The sequence below is a fragment of the Glutamicibacter ardleyensis genome, from assembly GCF_014644555.1.
GTDB classification, from domain to species: domain Bacteria; phylum Actinomycetota; class Actinomycetes; order Actinomycetales; family Micrococcaceae; genus Glutamicibacter; species Glutamicibacter bergerei.
In genome coordinates this window covers 199812-224476 of sequence record NZ_BMKX01000001.1, presented here as the reverse complement: position 1 = coordinate 224476, position 24665 = coordinate 199812, and the positions used below count along the sequence as shown (strand labels likewise).

The 24665-nt window shown below is 57.1% G+C and carries 21 protein-coding genes and 1 riboswitch; of the genes, 12 read left to right on the top strand and 9 right to left on the bottom strand.

Annotated features, from left to right (window positions below; all coding sequences use genetic code 11):
* Positions 1-41 precede the first annotated feature (41 nt).
* Positions 42-1256: an NAD(P)/FAD-dependent oxidoreductase gene (locus IEX04_RS01035; protein WP_188683043.1), complete on the top strand. Its 1215-nt coding sequence runs from the start codon at positions 42-44 to the stop codon at positions 1254-1256.
* 133 nt (positions 1257-1389) lie between these two features.
* Positions 1390-2853: a hypothetical protein gene (locus IEX04_RS01030; RefSeq protein WP_229676931.1), complete on the top strand. Its 1464-nt coding sequence runs from the start codon at positions 1390-1392 to the stop codon at positions 2851-2853.
* On the opposite strand, the gene IEX04_RS01025 is transcribed toward IEX04_RS01030, so the two are convergent.
* The 7 genes from IEX04_RS01025 to IEX04_RS00995 all read right to left on the bottom strand — a co-directional run bounded on the left by IEX04_RS01025 (position 2854) and on the right by IEX04_RS00995 (position 10689).
* Positions 2854-3264, bottom strand: coding sequence for a cupin domain-containing protein (locus IEX04_RS01025; RefSeq protein ID WP_096255806.1), 411 nt, complete (start codon positions 3262-3264; stop codon positions 2854-2856).
* Positions 3265-3289: 25 nt separating this feature from the next.
* Positions 3290-4111: an IclR family transcriptional regulator gene (locus tag IEX04_RS01020; protein WP_229676930.1), complete on the bottom strand. Its 822-nt coding sequence runs from the start codon at positions 4109-4111 to the stop codon at positions 3290-3292.
* Positions 4112-4166: 55 nt separating this feature from the next.
* On the bottom strand, positions 4167-5510 hold the full coding sequence (locus IEX04_RS01015; RefSeq protein WP_188683041.1) for an MFS transporter: 1344 nt from the start codon (positions 5508-5510) through the stop codon (positions 4167-4169).
* Positions 5511-5698: 188 nt separating this feature from the next.
* Complete coding sequence (locus IEX04_RS01010) at positions 5699-6952, bottom strand: aminopeptidase P family protein (protein ID WP_096255803.1); 1254 nt, start codon at positions 6950-6952, stop codon at positions 5699-5701.
* 272 nt (positions 6953-7224) lie between these two features.
* A complete protein-coding gene (locus IEX04_RS01005; protein WP_188683039.1) occupies positions 7225-8949 on the bottom strand; it encodes a BCCT family transporter in 1725 nt (574 codons plus the stop codon).
* Between the two features lies 1 nt (position 8950).
* Positions 8951-9745, bottom strand: coding sequence for a creatininase (locus IEX04_RS01000; protein WP_188683037.1), 795 nt, complete (start codon positions 9743-9745; stop codon positions 8951-8953).
* 284 nt (positions 9746-10029) lie between these two features.
* Positions 10030-10689, bottom strand: coding sequence for a GntR family transcriptional regulator (locus IEX04_RS00995; protein ID WP_188683035.1), 660 nt, complete (start codon positions 10687-10689; stop codon positions 10030-10032).
* 151 nt (positions 10690-10840) lie between these two features.
* Here IEX04_RS00995 and glyA point away from each other — a divergent pair, with 151 nt between their 5' ends.
* The 6 genes from glyA to purU all read left to right on the top strand — a co-directional run bounded on the left by glyA (position 10841) and on the right by purU (position 18196).
* Positions 10841-12157: a serine hydroxymethyltransferase gene (glyA, locus tag IEX04_RS00990; RefSeq protein WP_188683033.1), complete on the top strand. Its 1317-nt coding sequence runs from the start codon at positions 10841-10843 to the stop codon at positions 12155-12157.
* Positions 12158-12159: 2 nt separating this feature from the next.
* Complete coding sequence (locus IEX04_RS00985; RefSeq protein ID WP_096255798.1) at positions 12160-13377, top strand: sarcosine oxidase subunit beta family protein; 1218 nt, start codon at positions 12160-12162, stop codon at positions 13375-13377.
* A gap of 18 nt (positions 13378-13395) precedes the next feature.
* On the top strand, positions 13396-13695 hold the full coding sequence (locus tag IEX04_RS00980; RefSeq protein ID WP_105678320.1) for a sarcosine oxidase subunit delta: 300 nt from the start codon (positions 13396-13398) through the stop codon (positions 13693-13695).
* The gene (locus tag IEX04_RS00975) at positions 13692-16595 is read left to right on the top strand and encodes a sarcosine oxidase subunit alpha family protein (RefSeq protein WP_188683031.1); all 2904 of its coding nucleotides are present in this window, start codon (positions 13692-13694) and stop codon (positions 16593-16595) included. The genes IEX04_RS00980 and IEX04_RS00975 overlap by 4 nt, the downstream gene beginning before the upstream one ends.
* Positions 16588-17208, top strand: coding sequence for a sarcosine oxidase subunit gamma family protein (gene soxG / locus IEX04_RS00970; protein ID WP_096255793.1), 621 nt, complete (start codon positions 16588-16590; stop codon positions 17206-17208). The genes IEX04_RS00975 and soxG overlap by 8 nt, the downstream gene beginning before the upstream one ends.
* Before the next feature lie 127 nt (positions 17209-17335).
* On the top strand, positions 17336-18196 hold the full coding sequence (purU, locus tag IEX04_RS00965; RefSeq protein ID WP_096255792.1) for a formyltetrahydrofolate deformylase: 861 nt from the start codon (positions 17336-17338) through the stop codon (positions 18194-18196).
* Between the two features lie 88 nt (positions 18197-18284).
* Here purU and IEX04_RS00960 read toward each other — a convergent pair whose 3' ends face one another.
* The gene (locus IEX04_RS00960) at positions 18285-18797 is read right to left on the bottom strand and encodes a hypothetical protein (protein WP_188683029.1); all 513 of its coding nucleotides are present in this window, start codon (positions 18795-18797) and stop codon (positions 18285-18287) included.
* Between the two features lie 10 nt (positions 18798-18807).
* A riboswitch (SAM riboswitch) is annotated at positions 18808-18923 on the bottom strand.
* 313 nt (positions 18924-19236) lie between these two features.
* On the opposite strand from IEX04_RS00960, the gene IEX04_RS00955 reads away from it, so the two are divergent.
* From IEX04_RS00955 to IEX04_RS00945, 3 genes are all read left to right on the top strand, one after another.
* A complete protein-coding gene (locus IEX04_RS00955; protein WP_188683027.1) occupies positions 19237-20154 on the top strand; it encodes a GDSL-type esterase/lipase family protein in 918 nt (305 codons plus the stop codon).
* Positions 20155-20365: 211 nt separating this feature from the next.
* Positions 20366-20857, top strand: coding sequence for a universal stress protein (locus tag IEX04_RS00950; protein WP_188683026.1), 492 nt, complete (start codon positions 20366-20368; stop codon positions 20855-20857).
* A 61-nt stretch (positions 20858-20918) separates the two neighbouring features.
* Positions 20919-22319, top strand: coding sequence for a mycothione reductase (locus IEX04_RS00945; protein WP_188683024.1), 1401 nt, complete (start codon positions 20919-20921; stop codon positions 22317-22319).
* Here the strand turns inward: IEX04_RS00945 and IEX04_RS00940 are convergent.
* The gene (locus IEX04_RS00940; protein ID WP_096255783.1) at positions 22316-22639 is read right to left on the bottom strand and encodes a CHY zinc finger protein; all 324 of its coding nucleotides are present in this window, start codon (positions 22637-22639) and stop codon (positions 22316-22318) included. The genes IEX04_RS00945 and IEX04_RS00940 overlap by 4 nt on opposite strands.
* A 551-nt stretch (positions 22640-23190) precedes the next feature.
* On the opposite strand from IEX04_RS00940, the gene IEX04_RS00935 reads away from it, so the two are divergent.
* Positions 23191-24558, top strand: a complete 1368-nt coding sequence (locus IEX04_RS00935; RefSeq protein WP_275542572.1) for an MFS transporter — start codon at positions 23191-23193, stop codon at positions 24556-24558.
* Positions 24559-24665 lie beyond the last annotated feature (107 nt).

The window sequence follows — 24665 nt, the reverse complement described above, 5'->3', positions numbered from 1 at the left end:
GGGCGAGCTATTGACCACTGACAGAAGCTAAGGGGTGTTCAATGGGACAGGATTCAATAGTCATCGTTGGTGGGGGCCTTGCCGCCGCTACGACCGTGAATGAACTGCGCGAGCAAGGGCATACGGGAACGATTTCGCTGATCGGCCAGGAACAAGAACTTCCTTATGAAAGACCTCCGCTATCTAAGGGGTACTTGCAAGGCAACGACAAGCTTGAGGACTTTACGGTCAATCCGGCGTCGTGGTACCAAGAGCACAACGTGCAATTACACCTCGGGGTACGTGCCGAAAAAATAGACCGCGAAAACCAGCAGGTAAGCCTGAGCGATGGAAGCACCGTGGACTATGACCAACTGGTTTTGGCCACCGGAGCCCGCCCGAATCTTGGTGGAAAGCAGCCTTTCGAAGGCCATGATCTGCCAGGTGTCCACCTGTTGCGTACCGTGGAACAAGCTCGGGCACTACGCGAAACCTTGAGCGAAGATACCCAACTGGCGGTAATCGGTTCGGGATGGATTGGTATGGAAGTAGCCGCCAGCGCACGTTCGCGTGGTGCACGAGTCACCGTATATTCCCCGGACGAGGTTCCGCTAGCCAAGGTTTTTGGCGACCGGTTCGGACATCACCTGCTCGAATTGCATCAACGTAATGGGGTAGATGTGCGCACTTCTACTCGAGTTGATTCGATCCAAGAAACCGATGGTCATCTGGAAGTGGTCAGTAGCGCCGGAACTAGTCGCGCCGATGTGGTGTTGCTAGCCATTGGAGCAGTACCTAATATCGAGCTAGCCCACGAAGCAGGACTTAAAACGGAGCGTGGGGTAATCGTTGATGCTTCATTGCGCAGTTCTGATCCAAAGATCTTAGCCATTGGGGATATCGCCGAAGCCTTCAATACCTCCCTGCGTCGCCAGCTTCGGGTAGAACACTGGGATAACGCGATCCGGCAGGGCAAACTTGCCGCCGCAACCCTACTCGGCCAAGACCAAAATTATGATTGGGCGCCGTATTTCTTTACCGATCAATTTGATCTGGGTATGGAATACGTGGGCTATTCAGCACCCGAGGATATCAGCGTGGTTCGCGGCGATACCGAGACGGGGGAGTTCATTGTTTTCTGGTTGAGCGAAGGCAAAGTCACCGCGGCGATGAACGTGAACATTTGGGATGTGAACGACACCCTGCGTGGGGTGCTTGGTAAGAGCATTGATCAAGAGCGGCTCACCGATCAGTCGGTGGACTTAGCCGAGCTCTAACTGCAGCCGCCCGCAACCTTTAGTTGCGGGCTGAACTATTTTTATAAAAGAGTTGGTGCATTACTGATTGCAGGGTGACTTGTGGAATTATTGCTGAGACACTTCTTTTGTCCAGTCGTAAGGAATATTTTCAGTGAAACGCGCACTGTCGCTGATCTTCGGCATTTTTGTCCTAGCCATCTTGGCCCTTCCACTATTGGACCCGCTGACCAGGGCGAGGTTGTTCACCGGGATCATCTTCGGCGGTGGACTGAAACTAGCGTTAGCCGTCGTCGGCATTCTGCTTATCTTGATTGGCCTTGGAACGAAAAAATGGCTTTTGAAGCTCGGAGTAGTCATTGCCTTGCTGGCCATTCCGGTGGCGTTCGCCTCGCATTGGTCTTCGCAAGTTGCCTTGCGCGATTCGGTGAAAGAAGTTTCGCCCGAAGAAGAGCTGCTTCCGCAGACCGGACTGCGTGCACCTTATCTAGTCGCTGAACGCCAAGCTTCGTCCAATAGCTCCGGCACCGTGGGCGACATTAGCGCAACCACCTACTTGGCTGGGGATAATAGCTACTCGACACTTGTCGAGCGTCGTGGGATTTTCCGCCCCGGATATGAGACGGCCATCGTGCAGAAACTCGCGCTCACCGGGCAGGCTAAGGGCGAGCGTTGCGATTTTAGTCCCGAAGCCAATAAACGGATGGACGGAATCTTCGGCAATAGCCTGACGCGGGCGATAGCTTCAATCGACAGTGGGCTCATCGCCAAAAAAGACGATGTCTGGGCATATTGCGATAATGGGAGTCCTCAAATCGTCGTTCCGGTCACCAAGCTCAGCAATTGGCTAGCTCCTTATGATGTTCCTGCAGGAGTGGTGATCTACGACGGAAAAACCGATGCCTTGGAATACAAAAAGGATGTTGCTACCGGACAGCTGCCTGGTCCCGCCATCTCAATTTCTCAATCGCGGCGCGTGAACAAGTCATTGGAGACACTCAACGGAAATTGGTGGACCACCAGAATCTTGAAGTCCACCGGCATTACCGATGAGCCTAAGGATGAAGATGACACAAATTTGGACAGCCATTCAAACTTCAGTCTGAGCTACGGTGAACAGCACTACGGTTTCTTCTCGCCCTTTACCTCACGTGCCTCCTCTCGCACCATCGATCAGGTGGCAGTCTTGGACAGCTCGCAGGTCAGTGCCGGAAGCAACGCGAACGTCACACTGCATACGCTGAAAACTCCTCGGCAATCAAATGCGGCGACCGCAGACAAGATCAAGGCGGACTATTCCTCGCTCAGCGACTGGGCCACCGGGATGACAGTGATGGAGATCGTTCCGGGTGGCGAAGGGGTGTGGCATGCGAGTATCGGTCAGAAGCAGAACGTAAATTATCGTGTCCAGCTGAACGCCGACGGATCTTCATGCTTATTGAGCGCCGCAGGTGAGAAGCTTCGGTGTTCCTCCGACGCCGGCCAGAACTCGGGATCCGAACAAGAAGGTAAGCAATCAGGGGACCTATTAGACCCCTCAACGCTAAGTAACGATGAGCTCAAGAGCCTGCATGAGGCCATCGTGAAGGAATTGCACAGGCGAATTCCTGCCCAGTAATTATTCGGGTAGTTCAGCACGCAGTCGCTGTGAAATCTGGTGGGACCCGTAGGGCGATAAGTCTGTTTCGCCCGGCGGGCCCCACACCACCAGTACCCGAAGCTCGGTGCTGCCGGTATTTATCAGTTCATGTACGTCTTGGGGGCCAGCGAGCACCGAATCTCCAGGACCTACCTCGTAGGTCTGTGTGCCAACGTGCATGCGTCCGGTACCTTCCAGAACCTGATAAAACTCGACCAACTGTGCGTCTTCGCCGTGTTGGTGCGAACCTTCAAAACCACCGGGCGGGATGACCCACGTTTGAATTGCAACTGGCATCCCGGTCTGGCCAGCAAAATGATGGTGCATCACCATTTGGCTACCCTCGTGTAAGCGGTAGGTGAAGCCGTGGGCATCACGTTTCTCAAGCATTGCTGTTCTCCCGGTTTGGCAGGCGCTAGGCAGGCTGATGTGCGTAGCCCATACGCAAGGAAATTTTCTGTGCGGTTTTTACACACGAGTCGATGAGTTCCTCAAGAATCTTAGGAGTGATTCGATAGAACGGAGCGGCGATAAGCACGCAGGCCACCAAGTCTCCGCGATGATCAAAGACCGGAGCCGCGACGCCGACCTCTTCGGTAGAAGTTTCGCCGTAGTTCACCGCGTAGCCCTGAGTACGGGCCACACTGATGCGTTCGAGGAATTGCTCAGCGCCGAGTTGCTCGGGCAGTTGAATATTTCCCGACGCGATTAGCTCGCGCGTACGCTCGGGGGATTCGTAGGCTAAGAATAATTGGACTGTGGCGCTTAACCCGGTGTCGTACCGACTTCCCATCGCAGAGGTGTGTTTGACCGGTCGAGGAGAAGGGATCTGTTCTACCGAGACGGATTCATTGCCGTCCCAAATGTTGAGTACCGCGGTCTCCTGGGTTTTCTCGGCCAAATGTTTCAGCGGTGGGTAAGCGGCTTGACGCACATTCAGATTGGCTAGAAGCGGTCCGGCAATAGCGATCAAGCCGAGCCCAAGTCGGAACTTACGTGTCGGCTCATCACGCTCCACCACCCGTTCTTGCACCAAGGTGGCAAGAATCCGAGACACGCTGGATTTGTGCAGTCCCACTTCGGCCGCGATTTCGGTGACACCTACTAGTTGTCGCTCGACGGTGAAGCACCGCAACACATCGATGACATTAACGATGACCGAAGCGCCGCGATTATCGGCGGTTCGCTCTTGTTCCCCGCGTGGCATGTCGTCTTCGGTGTCTTGTGATGCAGTCATTATTTCCCTCTTTACTGACCGGTGGCGTTCCTGTTTATCCTAGTCGCAAGAATTTCTAGGTCAGCGGCTTCTTACTGGTTTCGACGGAGAGCGCAACGGCAACGAGTGACACGATAGCTGCGCCCATCAAGTACCAGCCCGGCGCGAGCACGCTGCCGGAAGAAGCGATGAGCAACGTTGCGACAAACGGAGCGGTACCGCCAAACAGTGCATTGGATAGATTGAAAGAGACCGCAAATCCCGAGTACCGGACACGGGTGGGGAACATCTCTGCAAGGAAGCTTGGCAGAGTCCCGTCATTGAGCGTCAACATCGCTCCCAGGAGAACTTGCACGAGCAGGATCATCGCGAAGTTTCCCGTTTCGAGCAACATAAATGCCGGAACCGTAAACAGGATGAAAAGAACAGATGCAGTCATGAGTACACGACGCCTACCAAAACGGTCAGATAACATCCCGGTGATAAAGATGAATCCAATATATGTTGCCAACGCTACCGTCGTGGCGAGATACGCCAAAGAGCTAGCCAGGCCAAGCTCTTGGGAAAGATAGGTGGGCATGTAGCTGAGAATGACGTAGAACCCCACCGCATTAAGAAGAACGGCGCCAGCTGCTAGGAGAAGCTGTTTCCAGTGGTTACGGAAAAGCGAAGAAACTGGAGTCTTTGACGCGCTCTCATCCTCAGCAAGTTCTAGGAATACCGGCGAATCTTCTAGCTTGGTTCGTATGTAGCGGCCAATCAGACCCATCGGTGCGGCCAGCAAGAACGGGATACGCCAACCCCAACTTTGCATCTGTTCCGGATCCAAAAGTCCGGTAAGCAAAGCTGCCATGAGTGAGCCTAGAAGCAACCCTGCCGCCGTGCTCGCGGGTACAACCGCGGCGTAGAGTCCGCGGCGATTGGCTGGAGCATATTCGACGAGGAAAGCGGAAGCTCCGGCGTATTCGCCAGATGCCGAGAATCCTTGGACCAACCGCAGCGCAAGCAGCAGCAGGGGAGCGGCAATACCTATGGTCAGATATCCAGGCAGCAGGGCAATGGCGAAGGTCGCGCCGGACATCAGCAGGATTGACCAGCTAAGTGCTTCGCGTCGTCCAATACGGTCGCCGATGTGGCCCCAGACGAATCCGCCCAGTGGGCGGACCAAGAAGGAAATAGCGAACAGACCAAAAGTCAGCAGCAAAGCTGTTTGAGGGGCCGACTCGGGGAAGAACACTGCAGCGATGGTGACGGCCAGATAACCGTAGGCTGCGTAGTCGAACCATTCCACAAAGTTTCCGATGAAGCTGGCCGCAACGACCTTGCGTCGGATTTGGGGATCTATGGTGTCTGCTGCTGGCGCACTGTCATTCAGCGCGGCCGGTGTTGTCGATGATGTCACTTCATTGTGCTGGGTCATCAGAAATCGCCTCGGTCAGGGAAGCGGCTCGGGCTCTTGGCTACGTTGCCGCGGAAGAAATACGGAGTGTCCAAACATCTGGCGTTAGGACTTTGGAGCAGCGCCCGTGCTTGCTGCAAGACTATAGAAAGAATGCCCATGGGGTGGGTCAAGTGATATAAGACCCACCCCATGGCTACCTCACGCGGTTAGGCGTCGATGATGTTGTTTTCCGGTCCGAAGCCGAACTTGGTGATGTTCTCGACTCCACCGTCTTCGCCGATGACCAGGATGTCGTGCTCGCGGTAACCGCCGGCACCTGGCTCGCCGTCGGCGACGGTGATCATTGGTTCCATCGAGACGACCATGCCCGGCTCCAGCACGGTGTCGATGTCCTCGCGCAGTTCAAGACCGGCTTCGCGTCCGTAGTAGTGCGAGAGCACGCCGAAGGAGTGTCCGTAGCCGAAGGTGCGGTTAGGCAGCAGGTTGTGGCCGATGAAGATTTCGTTCAGCTCTGCGGCGATGTCCTTGCAGACTGCACCTGGCTTGATCAGTTCCAAACCACGCTTGTGGACCTCGACGTTGACGTTCCACAGTTCCAAGCTGCGGGCATCTGGTTCTCCAAGGAACAAGGTGCGCTCCAGCGCGGTGTAGTAGCCCGAAGTCATCGGGAAGCAGTTCAGCGAGAGGATGTCCCCGCGCTCAAGCTTGCGGGTGGTGGCCCAGTTGTGGGCGCCGTCGGTGTTGATGCCGGACTGGAACCAGACCCAGGTATCGCGCACTTCGCGGTGCGGGAAGGTCTTCGCAATCTCGTGCACCATAGCCTCGGTGCCGATCAACGCGACCTCGTATTCGCTGATGCCCTCGCGGATCGCAGCCTTGATGGCCTCGCCGCCGAGGTCACCGATGCGCGCACCGTGCTTGATGACCTCGATTTCCTCGGCCGACTTGATCATGCGCTGGCGCATGGCGTCCTGCGAGACATCCACCAAGGTGGCGCCGTCAAAGGTTGCCTGGATCTGCTGGCGGGTAAGCCCTGGCAGGAAGTCATCTTCCACACCGATGCGCGAGGCCTTCACTCCGTCGCGCTTCAGTGCTTCCTGCAGACCGTAGAAGAAGTTGTCGCGCTTCCAGTCGGTGTACACGATGTTCTCGCCGTAGCTGGTGCGCCATGGCATGCCAGCATCGATGTTCGCGGTGACGGTGGTGGAGTTGGACTGGGTGACTACCAGTGCGTAGTTACGGCCAAAGGTGGTGTACAGGAAATCCGAGTAGTACTTGATGCCGTGGTAGCTGGTCAGGATGACAGCGTCTAGGGACTTTGCTGCCATGATCTGACGCAGGCCGGTCAAGCGGCGTTCGAACTCTGCGTCCGAGAAAGTGAGCTGCTGCTTCACGCCGTTGTGCAGGGTCTTCAGGCGTGCCAGTTCGGAAACATTCGTGGCGATGTTTGAGGCGGTCATGGTGTTGGCTCCTTGGAGTAAATGAAGTGTCAAGGGAAGCCGGCCCAATCAGAAGGATTGCGAGGATTCATGGGAATCGCCGGAGAAGAATATACGTGTTGCGCTGAATGCAACGCCGTTGCAAATAGATTATGTGTGTCTTAGCTCACTGTCAAGCGGTGAGGTTGAATTAGCGACATAAATTTGCGAGTTGGAAGCGGACTAAGTCGACAAAGGCCGTGGAGCTCGGTTTTTCAAGCGCCACGGCCTTCATCTACTGGGGTGTCGAAGTGCTAGGACTGTGCCTCGGGATGCTGATCCGTCTTGCGGATTGCCCCCTCACCATCGGGATCCGGGACAAAGACCAGGGATGGATCTGGATTGTTAATGTCCTTCTCTAGTTGCCTGATCGCCTTGTCGCGTTTAAGCAGCCGGCGAATCAAGTTGATGATCATCAAAATGATCACGAAGGAGAATGGGAACGCACCGATGATCGTTCCGGTTTGCACGGTATCGACTACGGCAGTTCCTCCCATAGTCAGCAACACGGTGGTCACCGTCGCTACGGAAAGTACCAGGACTACGCGGAAGACAGGACCTGATTTACCTGGTGCGGAGACGAACTCGCTCAGTGCATAAATTCCAGAGTCCAGCGAGGTGACGTAATAGGTGGCAACCAGGATTGTGGCAATCACTAACAAGATGGTGCCGATCACCGGCACCGAATCGAGCATGGCGAATAATCCTGAGGAAGTATCCGCGGCGACCGAATCACTAATTGAGCGGTTGGACTGGTCATCGTAGTAGATGGCCGCTGAGCCAATGATGGCTACCCAAACCATGACGATCAAAGAAGGGATGATCGTGACGCCCAAGACGAATTCGCGGATGGTGCGGCCGCGCGAAATTCGGGCGATGAAGCCGGCAACGAATGGTGAGAACGCGATGACCCAGCACCAGATAAATACCGTCCACCAGCCATTCCAGCTATCTTGCCAGCTATCTAGGGTGGTCGCTGCCAGGCCTGAATCGGTCCACAAACTCATACTTGCAAAGTTCGTGAAGAAGCTTCCAAAGGTCTGCGACATATTCGAGATAATGTACAGCGACGGTCCGAAGATCAACACGGCGGCGAGCAAGACAATACTCAAAATTGAGTTCAGCCCACTAATTCTTGCCATGCCTTTATTGATTCCAACGATGGCGGAGATTGAGGTGATGCCGGCGAAGATCAAGATCACCATGAACCACATCATGGGGCTAGCGCTCAGCCCGGTAAAGGAAGAGAGTCCCGAAGAGAATTGCATGGCCGCAAAGCCGAAGGATGTTGCCAAGCCAAGTACCGTGGCGATAATCGCCAGCAGCTCGACCACGACACCGGCGCCGCGGCGGGACCAGCGCGGAAGGATGTCGACGGTGGCCTCGCGGAAAGTCAGGGTTTTGCCCAGGTTGTGGTGTGAGTAGGCCAAGCATACGGCCACCGCACAGTACATCGCCCAGGCGGTCAGGCCCCAGTGGAAGTAGGTCCAGACGATGGCACCTTCTTCTCCGCCACCGTTGGCTCCGGCCGGGATCACGGGATTTTCATCGCGCAGCATGATTGGCTCGGCAACTGACCAGAAGATCAGTCCAATGCCCTGTCCGCAGGCGAAGAGCATGGAATACCAGGCGAATTTGCTGTGCTGCGGTTTTGCTTTGGGCCCGCCAAGGCGGATCTTGCCTACACGGCTCATGGATAGCCAGATGCATACGCCCACCGTAAATACCGAGTAGAGGATAAAGAGCCAGGTAAATTTACCGGTCACAAAAGTGCGCATCTCCGAGATTGCGGCGGAAGCCGCCTCCGGATTACCGAGAACCCAGATCATGACGGCAACGATCAGTACCGGTGGAATGACCCGGATCAGCAAACGGTCTATCGGCGGAATATGCCGTCCCATGAAACGTGGAAGTTCTACCGGCTCTTCTTGGGGTTTGAGGCTATCGGCGCCTGGGGCAGTTGCTTTGTCCAATGACATGTTAGTTCACCTCCAAGGTGATATTGCCAAGCAGCAGTTCGCTCTTGAGCGCATCGGCAACCTGTGTTGTCACCGTCGTGAAAAGCAATTCACCGCGTTCGGCGGTGGCACCTTTAGCAGAGGAGAGGCAGCCACTGGGCGGGGTGCGCGAGGGATCTTCGGGGAAGACGTCGTAGGTGGTCAATTGTGCTGGCGGATGGTCGATGACACGATCCATATTGACCAGCGTTGGGTGCAGCAGCAGCATGAGCGACGTTTCCAGAATTCCGCCGTGCTCTATATCCCAACCGAGGAACCCGTCGGGGAAGACCTTGGAAAGGGTGTCTTCATCCACGAAGTCCCAATAGGAAAGCAAGACTGCGCGAGCTGAGGAACCGGCGGCCCTGCTTCGAGCCACCGCATTGTCCAGGCCCTCGTAGATGAATTGGTAGTTTTCGAAGTGGCCGTTGAGGATGACAACATTCTCGAAGCCCTGGGCGATGAACGAGGCGACCACATCATCAACCATTTGGCTCAGCGAATTGCCGCCTAGGCTGGTGGTGCCGATGCGATGGTTGCCGCCACCGGAACGCGGCTGGGATTTATATCCGTAGCACAGCGCCGGAGCGACCAGAGCCCCGGTCTTTTCGGCAACGGCGCCCGCAATGGACCGCGAAAGCATCGCGTCGACGCCCAGCGGCATGTGGGGGCCGTGCTGCTCGGTGGCTCCCGCAGGGATGATAATCGTCGATCCGGCTCGGGACACGTGCTCGGCGTAAGTTTGGGCATCAATTTCGTCGATGAATACTGAATGCATGGAGATCTCCTTGGCCCGTGGAGCACAGGTAGTGCCAGCGAGGCGTGTGTGGTCTTGTTCCGGAGTGATGGTTGCATTACCTGCAACACTGTTGCAATGAATCATGGCAGTGGCGCCGATCACAGTCAAGCTTTTGCCCAAGAAAGACTCAGGCCCGCTGAAATGGCATGGCTGCGCAGCGGGAATAAGTGCTTCTCCCAGCGTGCGCCGAGGCGGGGGGTCGCAAATAGCAAGAGACCCACCTGAAAAGAGGTGGGTCTCTTGGGGAGTCGGAAATTCGCTCTCTAGAGGACCGCGCGCACCGACTCTTCAAAATGAACGATGTGCTCCAGCGCTAGCTCTTTCGCGGCAGGTGCATCCCCGTCCAGAATTACCTGAAGCAAGCTGGCGTGTTCTGAAATGTGCTCTTCTACTGTCGGCAAACGATCAAGTGCCATGCACCAAATCCGCGTAGCGAGATTATCCAGGCGGATCAGCGTCTCTTCCAGATGGTGGTTGCCGGCCGCGCGGTAGATGAGCCGGTGCACTTCCAGATCGTTTTCCATAAGTTCTCGGCGCGCGGTGTGCGAACCCAGTGATCCAACGGTTTGGGCTGTTGCTTGCATTTGGGTGCGAGCGGTTCCGCCGCGAAGATTCGCGGCCTTCTGCGCAGCTAGTGGCTCCAGCGCCTTGCGGACTTCGGTGATGGCGGCCAATTCGGTGATGTCCACCCGGGTCGCAAAGGTGCCGCGCCGCGGGTAGGACTGCACCAGGTGATCTACTTCCAGGCGCTTGAGCGCCTCGCGAAGCGGCGTGCGTCCGATGCCTAGTTCTTCAACTAGCTGCCCCTCGTTGATGGGGTCGCCAGGGGCGATGTCCATCATGATCAGCCGATCCCGAAGGACGAGGTAGGCGCGTTCAGCCAGGGATTCACTACTGCTGACGAGCTGTGCTGTCGTGGTCATTGCGTGTCCGTTGCCTTTGTCTTGTTCTGTCTGAATGTTACCTGCCGAAGTAATTTCGACTAAGTCATTGACCGGGCTGTGACTTCCATCATACAGTGAGAGGCAGATTGATATATCAGTTGTCGGCAATTCATACATTTAGGAATGGGTAATGACTTTAGCTACCTCCCTTGCAGCGACATCGCTGACCGAGGACCTGGGAACCTTGGACCCTGAGATTGCGCAGCGTATCGATGCCGAGTTGGCTCGTCAGCAGCGTGGTTTGGAAATGATCGCTTCGGAGAACCATACGGCGCAGGCAGTGATGCAGGCTCAGGGTTCGGTGCTGACCAATAAGTACGCTGAGGGCTACCCGGGGAAGCGCTACTACGGTGGGTGCGAGGAAGTTGACGTTGTTGAGACGTTGGCTATCGAACGTGTGAAGTCACTGTTCGGTGCGAAGTTCGCTAATGTGCAGCCGCATTCGGGTGCGCAGGCTAATGCGTCGGTGTACCACGCGTTGGTGCGTCCGGGCGATACCGTGATGGGTTTGAATCTGAACCACGGTGGCCACTTGACCCACGGGATGAAGATCAACTTCTCGGGTCGTTTGTTCAACATCGTTCCTTATGGTGTCGATGAGCAGACCTACGAGGTGGATATGGATGAGGTGGAGCGCCTTGCCATTGAAAACCAGCCGAAGATGATTGTTGCTGGCTGGTCGGCGTACCCGCGCCAGTTGGATTTTGCGCGGTTCCGCGAGATTGCTGACAAGGTTGGCGCGTACTTGTTTGTTGATATGGCTCATTTTGCTGGCCTTGTGGCAGCCGGTTTGCACCCTTCGCCGGTTCCGCACGCGCATGTGGTGACGTCCACGACGCATAAGACTCTTGCTGGTCCTCGTGGTGGCATTATTCTGTCGAATGATGCGGAGATTGCGAAGAAGCTGAATTCGGCGGTGTTCCCTGGTCAGCAGGGTGGTCCGTTGGAGCATGTGATTGCTGGCAAGGCGGTGGCGTTCAAGATTGCTGCTTCGCCGGAGTTCAGGGAGCGCCAGGAGCGTACCTTGGCTGGTGCACGCATTTTGGCTGAGCGTCTGACTCAGGAGGACGTGGTTGCCAAGGGTATTAGCGTGTTGACCGGTGGCACCGATGTTCATTTGGTGCTCGTGGACTTGCGTAATAGTGAGTTGGATGGTCAGCAGGGCGAAGATCTCTTGGCGCAGGTGGAAATCACGGTGAACCGTAATTCGGTGCCGTTTGATCCTCGTCCGCCGATGGTGACCTCTGGTTTGCGTATTGGTACTCCGGCGTTGGCGACTCGTGGTTTTTCTGAGGCTGCGTTTGTTGAGGTTGCGGAGATTATTGCGCAGACGTTGATTGCTGGCGCTGATGGCATCACTGCTGTTTTGCCAGAGCTCAAGGAACGAGTGCTAAAGCTCGCCGAGGCTCACCCACTGTACCCAAATCTAAAGAAGATCGGAGAATAATCATGGCTGACTTGCTTCCCGAGCACCCAGAATTCCTCTGGAACAATCCGGACCCGAAAAAATCCTATGACGCTGTGATTGTCGGCGGCGGCGGACATGGACTGGCCACCGCGTACTACCTGGCCAAGAACCACGGCATGACCAACATTGCGGTGCTGGAAAAAGGCTGGCTGGCCGGCGGCAACATGGCCCGCAACACCACCATCATTCGTTCGAACTACCTGTGGGACGAATCTGCTGGTATATACGAGCACTCCTTGAAGCTCTGGGAGCAGCTGCCCGAAGAGCTGGAGTACGATTTCCTCTTCTCCCAGCGCGGAGTATTGAACCTGGCCCACACCCTCGGCGACGTCCGCGAATCGGTGCGCCGCGTTGAAGCAAACCAGCTCAACGGTGTCGACGCCGAATGGCTGACCCCGGACCAGGTCAAGGAAGCCTGCCCGATCATCAACACCAGCGATGACATCCGCTACCCGGTCATGGGCGCCACCTGGCAACCACGTGCCGGTATCGCCAAACACGACCACGTCGCCTGGGCCTTCGCCCGCAAATGCAACGAGATGGGCGTAGACCTCATCCAGAACTGCGAAGTCACTGGAATTATCAAGGACGGCAACAAGGTCACCGGGGTAAAAACCAACCGTGGCACCATCCTGGCCGGCAAGGTCGCCCTGGCCAGTGCAGGCCACTCCTCGGTCGTGGCAGAAATGGCCGGGGTGGATCTTCCGATCCAGTCCCACCCGCTGCAGGCACTGGTCTCGGAGCTCTTTGAACCGGTCCACCCCACGGTGGTCATGTCCAACCACATCCACGTCTACGTTTCCCAAGCACATAAGGGAGAACTGGTGATGGGTGCAGGCATCGACTCCTACAACGGCTACGGCCAGCGCGGCGCCTTCCACGTCATCGAAGAGCAGATGGCAGCGGCCGTGGAGCTCTTCCCGATCTTCGCCCGAGCCCACGTGCTGCGCACCTGGGGCGGCATCGTGGACACCACCATGGATGCTTCGCCGATTATTTCCAAGACCCCGGTAGAGAACCTCTACGTCAACTGCGGATGGGGGACCGGCGGATTCAAGGGCACCCCGGGCGCAGGCTGGACCTTCGCCCACACCATCGCCAACGACGAGCCGCACAAGCTGAACGCACCGTTCGCGCTGGAACGCTTCGAAACCGGCCACCTCATCGACGAACACGGCGCAGCAGCCGTGGCCCACTAAGAATAGGGGAACGAACTCATGATGCTGATTGACTGCCCGAACTGCGGGCCACGCAATGAAACAGAATTTAAATTCGGAGGACAGGCGCACGTCGCTTATCCGGCGGATCCACATGCGCTGAGCGACAAGGAATGGGCTCAGTTCCTGTTCTACCGCAAGAATCCTAAGGGCATCAACGCCGAACGTTGGGTTCACGCAATGGGTTGCCGCAAGTGGTTCAACGCCCTGCGTGACACCGTCACCTATGAATTCAAAGCCATTTACCGAGCCGGCGAAGAACGCCCGGCACTACAGAGCACCGACGGAGGCACCCGATGAGCAACACTGGTTCATACCGCTTGGACGCCGCGCAGGCTGCCGGCGCCCGAGTGAACTTCGAGGAAAAACTCGACGTCACCCTCAACGAACAGCCACTAGCAGCGCTCCGTGGTGACAGCCTAGCTAGTGCCATGCTCGCCTCCGGCATCCGCCGGGTGGGGGACTCGCTCTATCTCAAGCGCCCACGTGGCATCTTTGCAGCCGGGGTGGAAGAGCCAAACGCGCTGGTCCACGTGAACGCCCGTCACGCCAAGGACGTCGGCGAATCGATGCTGGCAGCTCCCGTGGTCTCCGCGGTTAATGGGCTCAGCGCCCGCACACTGTCTGGCTTGGGCACCATGGATCCACGCAAGGACGAGGCCTACTTCGACCACGTACATGTGCACACCGATGTGCTCGTTGTGGGCTCAGGCCCGGCCGGCCTAGCCGCAGCGCGCGAAGCATCACGTAGCGGAGCCCGAGTGATGCTGCTCGACGAGCGTCCCGAAGCCGGCGGCCGGCTACTTGATGCGGCACACGAGCAGATTGACGGCATGGATGCTCGGGAATGGGTTGCGCAGACCACCGCAGAATTAGCAGAGGCTGAAGAGACCACCCACCTGCAGCACACCACCGTACTGGGTAGCTATGATGCGAACTACGTGATCGCCGTGCAGCGCCGTACCGCACACCTCGACGCGGCGCCGGCCGACGGCGTCTCCCGCGAACGTGTCTGGCATATTCGCGCAGGCCAAATCGTGCTCGCCACCGGCGCGCACGAACGCCCGATGGTCTTTGAGAACAACGACCGCCCAGGCATTATGCTTGCCGGTTCGGTGCGTTCCTACCTGAACCGTTACGGTGTCCGGGTTGGCCAGCAGATCTTGGTGGCCACCACGAATGACTCGGTATACCCACTGGTGACCGAGCTGGCTTCCAGCGGTTCGGTGGTTGCGGTGATCGATGCCCGTGAAAACGTCTCGGTTGCCGCCGCGGAAGCGGTTGGCGCCGGCGTGCGAGTGCTCACCGGATCGGTCATCGTGGACACCGACGCCGGGAGTAACGGCGAACTTTGCGCCGTCTGGGTGGCGAGCCTGGATGCACAGAACAACATCGGTGGGGCTACCCGCTTCGAAGCGGATACCCTAGCGATTTCCGGCGGATTCAACCCGGTAGTGCACCTGCACTCCCAGCGTCAGGGCAAGCTCGTCTGGGATACCACCGTGCACGCCTTCCTCCCGGATACCGCGGTGGCTAATCAGCACCTAGCCGGTTCGCTCACCGGACGCTTCGATACCGCAGGCGCACTTTCTACCGGTGCCGCCGCCGGTGCAGCGGCAGCTAGCAAAGCAGGTTTTGACACCGTCGCGCGTATCCCCGAGGCCATCGAGGAACCACTCGGTGAAACCCGCCCGGTGTGGCTGATCGCCTCACGCCACGGCGAAGACGCGGTGCACTACAAGTTCCACTTCGTGGACCTGCAACGCGACCAGACCGTCGCCGAGGTGCTGCGCTCCACCGGGGCCGGCATGCGCTCGGTAGAACACGTGAAGCGTTACACCTCGATCTCTACCGCTAATGACCAGGGCAAAACCTCCGGCGTGGCAGCGATCGGCGTGATCGCCGCGGTACTAGGTATCGAAAACCCTGCAGAAATCGGCACCACCACCTTCCGCGCCCCCTACACCCCGGTGTCCTTCGTGGCACTTGCCGGGCGTAACCGCGGCCAATTGCTGGACCCTGCTCGCATCACCGCGATGCACTCCTGGCACCTTGATCAGGGCGCAGCATTTGAAGATGTGGGTCAGTGGAAGCGCCCTTGGTACTACCCACAGGCGGGTGAAACCATGGATGAAGCGGTGTACCGTGAATGCGCCGCGGTACGTGAATCGGTGGGCATGCTCGACGCCAGCACACTGGGCAAAATTGAGATCCGGGGCAAGGACGCAGCAGAATTCCTCAACCGCATCTACACCAACGGCTACTCTAAGCTGAAGGTTGGCATGGGCCGCTACGGTGTCATGTGCAAGGCCGACGGCATGATCTTCGACGACGGGGTGACCCTGCGTCTGGCCGAGGACCGCTTCTTGCTGCACACCACCACCGGTGGCGCCGCAGATGTGCTGGACTGGATGGAAGAATGGGCGCAGACCGAATGGCCTGAGCTGGATGTCGTCTTCACCTCGGTTACCGAGCAGCTGGCCACCGTCGCGGTGGTTGGTCCGAACTCCCGTAAGGTGATCGCCAAGCTTGCACCGCACCTGGATGTTTCCAACGAGGCCTTCAAATTCATGGCCTTTGTGGACACCACCTTGGAGAACGGCACCCCGGCCCGGATCAGTCGGATTTCCTTCTCCGGTGAGCTGGCCTTCGAAATCGCGGTGCCAAGCTGGTACGGATTGCGCACCTGGGAAGCGGTGTACGCCGCCGGCCAGGAATTTTCCATCACCCCGTACGGCACCGAAACCATGCACGTGCTGCGTGCCGAGAAGGGGTTCATCATCGTCGGTCAGGACACCGACGGCACGGTGACCCCACAGGATGCAGGCATGGAATGGGTTGTTTCCAAGCTCAAGGACTTTATTGGTAATCGTTCCTTTAGCCGCCAAGATAATCAGCGCGAGGACCGCAAGCAGCTGGTCTCCGTGTTGCCGGTAGACAAGTCCCTGCGATTGCCAGAAGGTGCTGCACTGGTCACTGCCGACGCATTAAGCGACAACGGGATCACCCCAATGGAAGGCTGGGTCACCAGCTCCTACAACTCCCCGGCACTGGGCCGCACCTTTGGCCTGGCGCTAATCAAGAATGGGCGCAATCGCATCGGCGAAGTGCTCAAAACCCCATACGGCGGCCAGCTGGTCGACGTGGTGGTTTCAGAAACCGTCCTCTACGATCCGGAAGGCAGCCGCCGAGATGGCTAAGCACAGTGTTATCGAATCAACCACCGAGCTACGCCGCTCACCGGCAGCGCACCTCGATCAGCTCATGGCCGCGGCCACCGTCACCGGGCAACGCGCCGTCGCATTACGCGAGATTGCTTTCTCCACCCAGATCTCGCTGCGTGCGGTTCCGGGGAGCGCCGGCCATCAAGCTCTGGCACAGGCTACCGGTGTGGGCTTGCCGCAACAGGTCGGTCAAGTGTCCGGAGACGTGTCAGGCACCGCGGTGCTCTGGTTGGGGCCGGACGAATTTTCGGTCTTCAACGCCGCCGGTGAAGATCTGAGCCCCACCTTGGAAGCTGCCTTGGCTGAGCATGAAGGCCAAGTCACCGACCTGTCGGCAAACCGTACGGTGCTCGAGCTCACCGGTCAGGCAGCATCCTTGGTGCTTCGCAAGAGCTGCCCGGCAGACCTGCATCCACGCAGTTTTGCGGTCAACCAGGCGATCACCACCACGCTGGCTAACGTGCCCATCCTGCTCTGGCGCACCACCGAAAATGGTTGGTACCTGATGCCACGCGCCTCATTCACCGAGCATGTGGTGCATTGGTTGGTCGACGCAATGAACGAGTTTGCTTCGGAACCGGTAATCTAGCCACAGAACGATCACCACCTACCAAGTTCGCTTGGGAGAATGGCTGCAACCGTTGGGTCGGTCCAAACTGGACCGACCCAATAGTTGCCTGCACTAGGTTTCAAAGACGAACCACGGAAGGACCTTGATGGGCGACCAGATCCGACACATACTGACGTTGCAGTGCCCCGAGGGCATGGGCATCGCACACGATGTCACCGGCTTTTTAGTAGAACACGAACGCACCATCGTTGAACTGAAACAGTATGACGATATGTCCTCCCAACGCCTCTTCATGCGTGTGGACTTCTCCGGGGATGACGTCCCTGGCCTGCTGGAAAAGATGCGCGAAGAATTTGCGCCAATCGCCGCCGAGCGCCAGATGGATTGGCAGCTTCGTGAGCGCGGACAACGCACCAAAGTGCTCATCATGGTCTCTAAATTTGAGCACTGCCTCAACGACCTGTTGCACCGTGCGCACACCGGCTCGCTGCCTATCGACATTGTTGGTGTGGTCTCTAACCACCCTGATCACCGTTCGCTGGTGGAATGGCACAAGGTCCCCTTCCACCACATCCCGGTCACCAAGGACACCAAGCCTGCCGCCGAAGCGAAGCTGGAAGAGATCATCGAGAGGACCGGCACCGAACTGGTGGTGCTCGCGCGCTATATGCAGATCTTCTCCGATAAGCTATCCACCAAGCTTTCGGGACGCACCATTAATATCCACCACTCCTTCCTGCCTTCCTTTAAAGGAGCCAAGCCGTACCACCAGGCCTGGGACCGCGGGGTGAAGACCGTGGGAGCTACGGCGCACTATGTGAACGCAGAGCTCGATGAGGGGCCGATTATCGCCCAGCAGGTCCAAGAGGTGGACCACACCTACACCGCCGAGGACTTGGTGATCGCCGGGCGCGATACCGAGGCCAAGGCGCTGTCCAATGCGGTGAAGTGGCACTGTGAGGGACGGGTGTTCCTCTGGGGCAACCGCACCGTGGTGCTGCGCTAAATACTGTTCAAAATTTGATGCCCGGCGCCAAGTGCCGGGCATCAAGTGTTGGGGTTAACGCCCTACTTAGTTGTTACTGGCCGCGTGATTACTGGTCGCGGCCGGCGCTGAGGAAACACCTCAAGGCTCGGGTTGGACCGACCTTCTGAACCAGATATGGAAAGTCGGCCCACTGTTCGGGGATCAGCTGTTGGCTGTCAGAACCCCACAGCCCGCCATCGATATTTAGAGTGCGCAACCGGTCATGCAGCGCGAACTCAGCGGTCAGATCCGACGCAGCTCGCAAGGCGGTGTCCACTGCGTCCGGTAGCAGCGAAAGAATCAAGGCAAATAATTCGGGGTTCACCCCAACTTTTTCCCACCGCTGCGCATAGTCGCGCCAGAGCTCAGGACGCAATGCAGAGGTCCCGTGAAGCAGTCCGCGACTGACACTGTTCAAGCCCATAAACTGGGAAAACTTATTATCGTAGAGCCCCGCCGGAGTGTAGTTGTGCTCTAGTAGCACCGCGGTCCACCGGCGTTCCCAGGCCAGCCTAGAATTTTTGGCTGCCAGCTCGGTTTGTGGCAACCCATACGCGTCAATTAGCTCGGAATGAGACATGGTGGTTCCTTTCATCAACTTGTCCTCGGATGTTCACCGCGGACCGGTTCTTCCCCTGGGGCACCCCACTGATGGAGGAGGGTTGCCGCGTAGTCAGCCAGGTACTTAGGACTACGGCTCTTGAACCTGATAAACAGCATAAACCAGTGCACCGACACTTTAGCTTGACCAATATTTGTCGCATACATAGAACTCGGCATTGACCTTCACCGGCATGAATGTTCGGCGTAGAATATGGCAAACGTAGACACAGGGCCCAACCTGGTTGCGTGTGCGTCATCCGGTGCCGTATTTTGCCCGGTGGTAGCCCTAGATCGTGGGGATCAAGGGCTTCGGGAATTTGCCGTCAAAGTCGTAATCCTATGATGGTGGCCCGGCAGTACGGGCAATTTGCGCGGTGTTCCAGACACAGCGCACGCTGTAAACAGGGGACAATCCAATGAACGGCATCAAGAAGTCCAGATTATTGACGCTTATCACCGCCGGCATCGCCAGTGCCGGCCTTCTGTTGGCAGGCATGGCACCGGCCACGGCACTTGCACCAACCACGCGAAGCAATAGTACCGTGGTGATCAACTACGTAAATTTGGGTGGTTCGTATTCTGCCGGCTTTGGCTCGGGATCTATTAAGCCCGGTCCCTTCGACGGTTGTCTGCAAACCACCGGCCCGTCACACGTAACCAATATCGATCAGTTACCTGGCGTCAAACTCACCGCCGATGCGGCCTGCACAGGCTTTAACACTGCACAGATTGCTCAGGTCGCGGCCGGGGTAGCTCCACAACTGGCGGAAGCAGATCTGGTTACCCTCACCTTGGGTGGAAATAATTTGCAGTGGGGTGAAACCGTCGCAGCCTGTGCCAGTGGGAGCACCGCAGAGAAATGCCAGGGGATGCTGAAACTCGGCTACGCGTCCATGCCGGCACTGCGTGCGGATGTGCGATCCACACTCAAACAGATCGATGCGGCCACCGGCGCAAAGATCCTCGTGCTGGGCTATCCGCGGTTGTTCACCAGTTCTCACGGCGACCAGCCATTGATCACGGCCAAGAACGCACGGGCACTGAATAAGTTAGGGGACACGCTTAATCGAACTATCAAGGCTGCCACCAAAGGCACGGATAGCTCCTTCGTTTCGGTGACCGGAGCGTTTATGAACCATGGGGTGGGTGCCACCCAATCCTGGATCAGTTTTAATCTGGCTAACTTTGAAGACCCGTTCAACTTGCACCCAACCACCACCGGTTATCTCAACGGGTACTACCCAGCGGTCAACCGCCACATTAACCTGAAAAAATTGGCGCATCACGACCGGTATCAGCACAAGCATTCACACTCGCGGCATCATCACGGCTAACTTCGAGCGCGAGCATGTTTGGGTTCCGGATAACTTGCGGGACCCCAACAGCGTGCCTTCCAGCCGGTTTAGCCTAGGCCAGTAAGGGAGCTCAAGACGTTTCTAGAATGTTGCAGACAACGCAGAAACTCCCTGTCATAATGGGTTTAACGACGAAAATTAGTCGTGAGTGAAGCCGAAGATCAACTCGGCCTGATCAGTGGGAGTACAGATGACCGAGCGTATTTTACTCGTTGGTGTTGAGCCTGGACAGTCGCCTTCGGTGCTAGAAGCCGTCATTGGACTGGCAGCGCCCACGGACACAAAAATCATGTGCATTTACGTAGATTCCGGACGATTTGTCACCGAGCGGCTACCCACCGGAGAAATCATCGCCGACACCACCTTCGACGGCGAAGAACAGATCCCACAGGATTTTCCGCCAGAGCTAGCCGCGCAACTCACCGCGTCCTTCGAAGGCCACAACGTGCATTGGGAAGCTCGCAGCGTCGCTGGAGATCCAGCCAAGGCATTGGCCCGCGTTGCCGAGCAGCTCGACGCCCAACTCATCGCCATCGGCACGCGGCGACCGGGGATACGTAGCCGCATGGAAGAGCTCATGGACGGGTCTATCGCGGTCGCGCTGAGCCACAAACAAAACCGTCCGGTCCTTGTGGTGCCGCAAAGCCCGCAACTATCTGACATCTCGGCCGAAGTGAAGTAACCTAGCTTCGCTTCGCGGCGAAAACTCGATCCAGCGTCTCGCGCTGAATTACGATGAGTCCATGACTTCGCACAACGTAGATCTCGCTATTATTGGCTCGGGTTCGGGCAACTCGCTGATTACCAATTACTGGGATGACAAGAAAGTGGCTATCGCCGAAGGCTCAACCTTCGGCGGTACCTGCCTGAACGTTGGATGTATCCCCACGAAGATGTTTGTTCGCCCGGCGCACCTGGCCCGTGGGGTGGAAGAGGCTGCACTTCTCGGCGTGAAAATGTCGGTAGAAAATGTTGACTGGCCAGCCATGCGTGATCGAATCTTTGGCCGAATTGACGCGATCTCCTCCGGCGGTGAGGACTACCGCGAACGGTTAGAAAACGTCGAACTCATCTCCCAGTACGTCACCTTAGGGCAAGACAATACGCTGACCGCTCAGGATGGCACGACGATCTCCGCCAAACAGCTCGTCATTGCCGCCGGCTCCCGCCCCAGCATGCCCAATATCGAAGGTATCGAACTTGACGCGGTGCACACCTCCGATAGCGTCATGCGTCTGGACAAACTGCCAGAGTCTTTGGTGATTATCGGTGGCGGTTACATTGCTTGCGAGTTTGCCGCCATGTTCTCCGGACTCGGCACCAAGGTCACCCAGCTGGTGCGCTCCGGAGCGTTGATGCGCCAGCTAGACACCGAAATTTCCGACGCCTACAACAAGGAAGCCGCCGCTCACTGGACGGTTCGTTATCACACCGAGGCGAAGGCTCTTCGTCAGACAGATTCCGGTCTGGATGTGGTTTTGGGAGATGAAACATTGAGCGCCGACGCGGTACTGGTCGCTATTGGGCGAATCCCTAACACCGACAAAATTGGTGCCGAAAAAGCCGGGCTGGACCTCCACCAAGACGGGCGACTCAAAGTCGACGAATACCAGCGGGTGCTACGCGCAGGTAAACCCGTCACCGGTCTCTACGCACTCGGTGACATTAGCTCCGCGGCGCAGCTGAAGCATGTGGCCAACTACGAGGCACGCCTGGTTGCCTACAACCTAGAACACCCAGAATCCTTGCGTAAAAACTCGAACAGAGCGGTACCGGCTGCGGTGTTCACTCACCCGGAGATCGCAATCATTGGGCTCACCGAAGAGGAAGCACGTGAACAGCTTGGCGCGGAAAACCTCACGGTGAAGACGCAGAAGTTCGGAGATACTGCCTACGGTTGGGCAATGGAAGAACAGACCGGATTGTTCAAGGTGTTGGCTGACAAGCGCACCGGCAAGCTGGTCGGTGCCCACGCGATGGGCCCGGAATCTTCAAACCTGATCCAGCCGGTCATCATGGCGATGAATCTGGATATTGATGCACATACCGCGGCCACCGGTCAGTACTGGATTCACCCGGCGCTGATGGAAGTCGTGGAGAACGCGCTCCTCGGATTGGACGTCCCGGACTCCGGCTTGCTTTAGACCTCGAAATACAGCTGAAGATGCAACTTGCACCCGGGATTAAATAGCGCATCACAGGCTGGGCAAGTGTTCGTCTTGAGGTATTCGTTGACGCTTAGTTGAAGGGAGCAGACCCCGCAGAGTACTGCGGGGTCTGTGAACCTCTCAACAGGCCAAAGCACTACCGGATGCCCGGCAGTTTCTTCATGGCAGAGGTGGCATGGGTAGTACTTACCGCAGCAGTAATGCTTGATCGCAATGACGTCGATGTCCTGGTGGTAGTGCGCGCACCGAGTCTGCAAATCGACGTTAACCCCATAAACCTCAGGTTTTTCACTCATGAGTTCTCCTATTCCTACACCGAGACTACTGGCCGGTGAAGGCCCTGAGTCAAATATGTGCGTTGGCATTGGCCCACAGCTCTTCAACTGAGCTCGCCTCTTAGTCCACACTTTAGATTGTCTCGACGGAATCCAAATATTCGTTTTTAGACGCACCAGGTGATTCCCAAAGTGCGTGATCTGTCGATGTGTAGTGGGTGTACCTTCAATCTGCGCAGCTCTTTGCGTTCAGAAGATCTTGAATAGATGTCGGCTTAAGATTGCGCACCGCGGGTGAGTCTCGCCGTTTCGCTGATTTGGTCAATCATGACCATAGTCGGGTGGCCCTCTAACTCTGCATCACTGCACAACCGTTTGAGCATTTTATGGAGTACAGCGAATTCTTCGGTAACAACCTGACGCACACTGTGCGCTGGTGCACCCTCGATGTGCGAAAGAGGTTACTGGTTTACGACGTTTTTACCTACCATCACACTGTGACCTAGGACATACTCATTCTTAGTCATCACTGGTGGGTCCGGGTTCGGACCCTCACGCTGGAAGGAAAACCATTGGTATCCGAAACCTCAACCAAGGCCGAACGCAAAGGCTTACGCCGGGTCGTCTCCGCCTCCATGGCCGGCACCGTCGTGGAATGGTACGAATTTTTCCTCTACGCCACCGCCGCCACATTGGTCTTTAACAAGATCTTCTTTCCCGACGCGGGCAACGAGCTAGACAACATCATCAAAGCCTTCCTGACTTACGCGGTCGGCTTCATCGCCCGCCCTATTGGCGGCATCGTCTTCGGCCACTTTGGTGATAAATACGGTCGCAAGCACCTGCTGCAAATCGCCATCATACTGGTCGGTGCCACCACCTTCCTCATGGGTTGCCTCCCAACTTTCGACGCCATTGGCTATGCGGCCCCGATCCTGCTGATCGTCTTGCGCTTCCTGCAAGGCTTCGCCGTCGGTGGCGAATGGGGTGGAGCGGTGTTGCTCGTCGCCGAACACGCACCAAATAAGGAACGCGGATTCTGGGCCTCCTGGCCACAGGCTGCGGTGCCTATCGGTAACCTGTTGGCCACCATAGTGTTGCTTGTGCTCTCATCAACTCTGAGTGAAGAAGCGTTCTTGGCTTGGGGCTGGCGCGTAGGTTTCTGGCTTTCGGTGGTCATCGTGATCGTCGGCTACTACATCCGCACCCGAGTTTCAGATGCCCCGATCTTCCAGGAAGCCAAAGCAGAACTGGAAGAAAACGCGGCAGCCGGTTACGGCGTCAAGGAAGTCTTCAAGCGTTACCCACGAGGCGTATTCACCGCCATGGGACTGCGTTTTGGTGAGAACATCATGTACTACATGGTCGTCACCTTCTCGATTACCTATATGGCCACACAGCTGAAAATGGACACCTCAGAGATTCTTGGGTTGATGTTGCTGGCACATATATTCCACGCAATCATCGTTCCTTTGGTCGGACGAATGACCGATACCCGCGGACGCCGCCCGGTCTACGCGACCGGAGTGATCTTGATGGCCGTCTGGGGAGTTATCGCTTTCCCACTATTCAACACATCCAATGACTTCATTATCTTGCTGACTATCACCGGTGGCTTGGCGGTGCATGCATTGATGTATGCCGGGCAGCCTGCCATTATGGCCGAAATGTTCCCCACTCGGATGCGCTACTCGGGTGTCTCACTGGGTTACCAGGTCACCTCGATCGTGGCAGGTTCGATGGCTCCGATCATCGCGACCTTCCTACTGAAGGTTTACGGATCCTGGGTTCCCGTCGCCGGCTACATCGTGTTTGCCGCGATAGTCACGATGGTGGCGGTGTACTTCATGAAGGAAACCAAGGGCGTCAGCCTTGCCGACATCGATGAGCAGGACCGAATCCAGACCGGGCTTCTCAAGGAAGCAGCCAAGGTCAAGTAACTAGCAGCATGAGCAAAAGGTCGGTCCCTCGGGACCGACCTTTTGCCTTATGGTTTATCTCGCTGGCATTGCTGGTTTCTCAATCGCCTACCTTATGAAATGTTGGC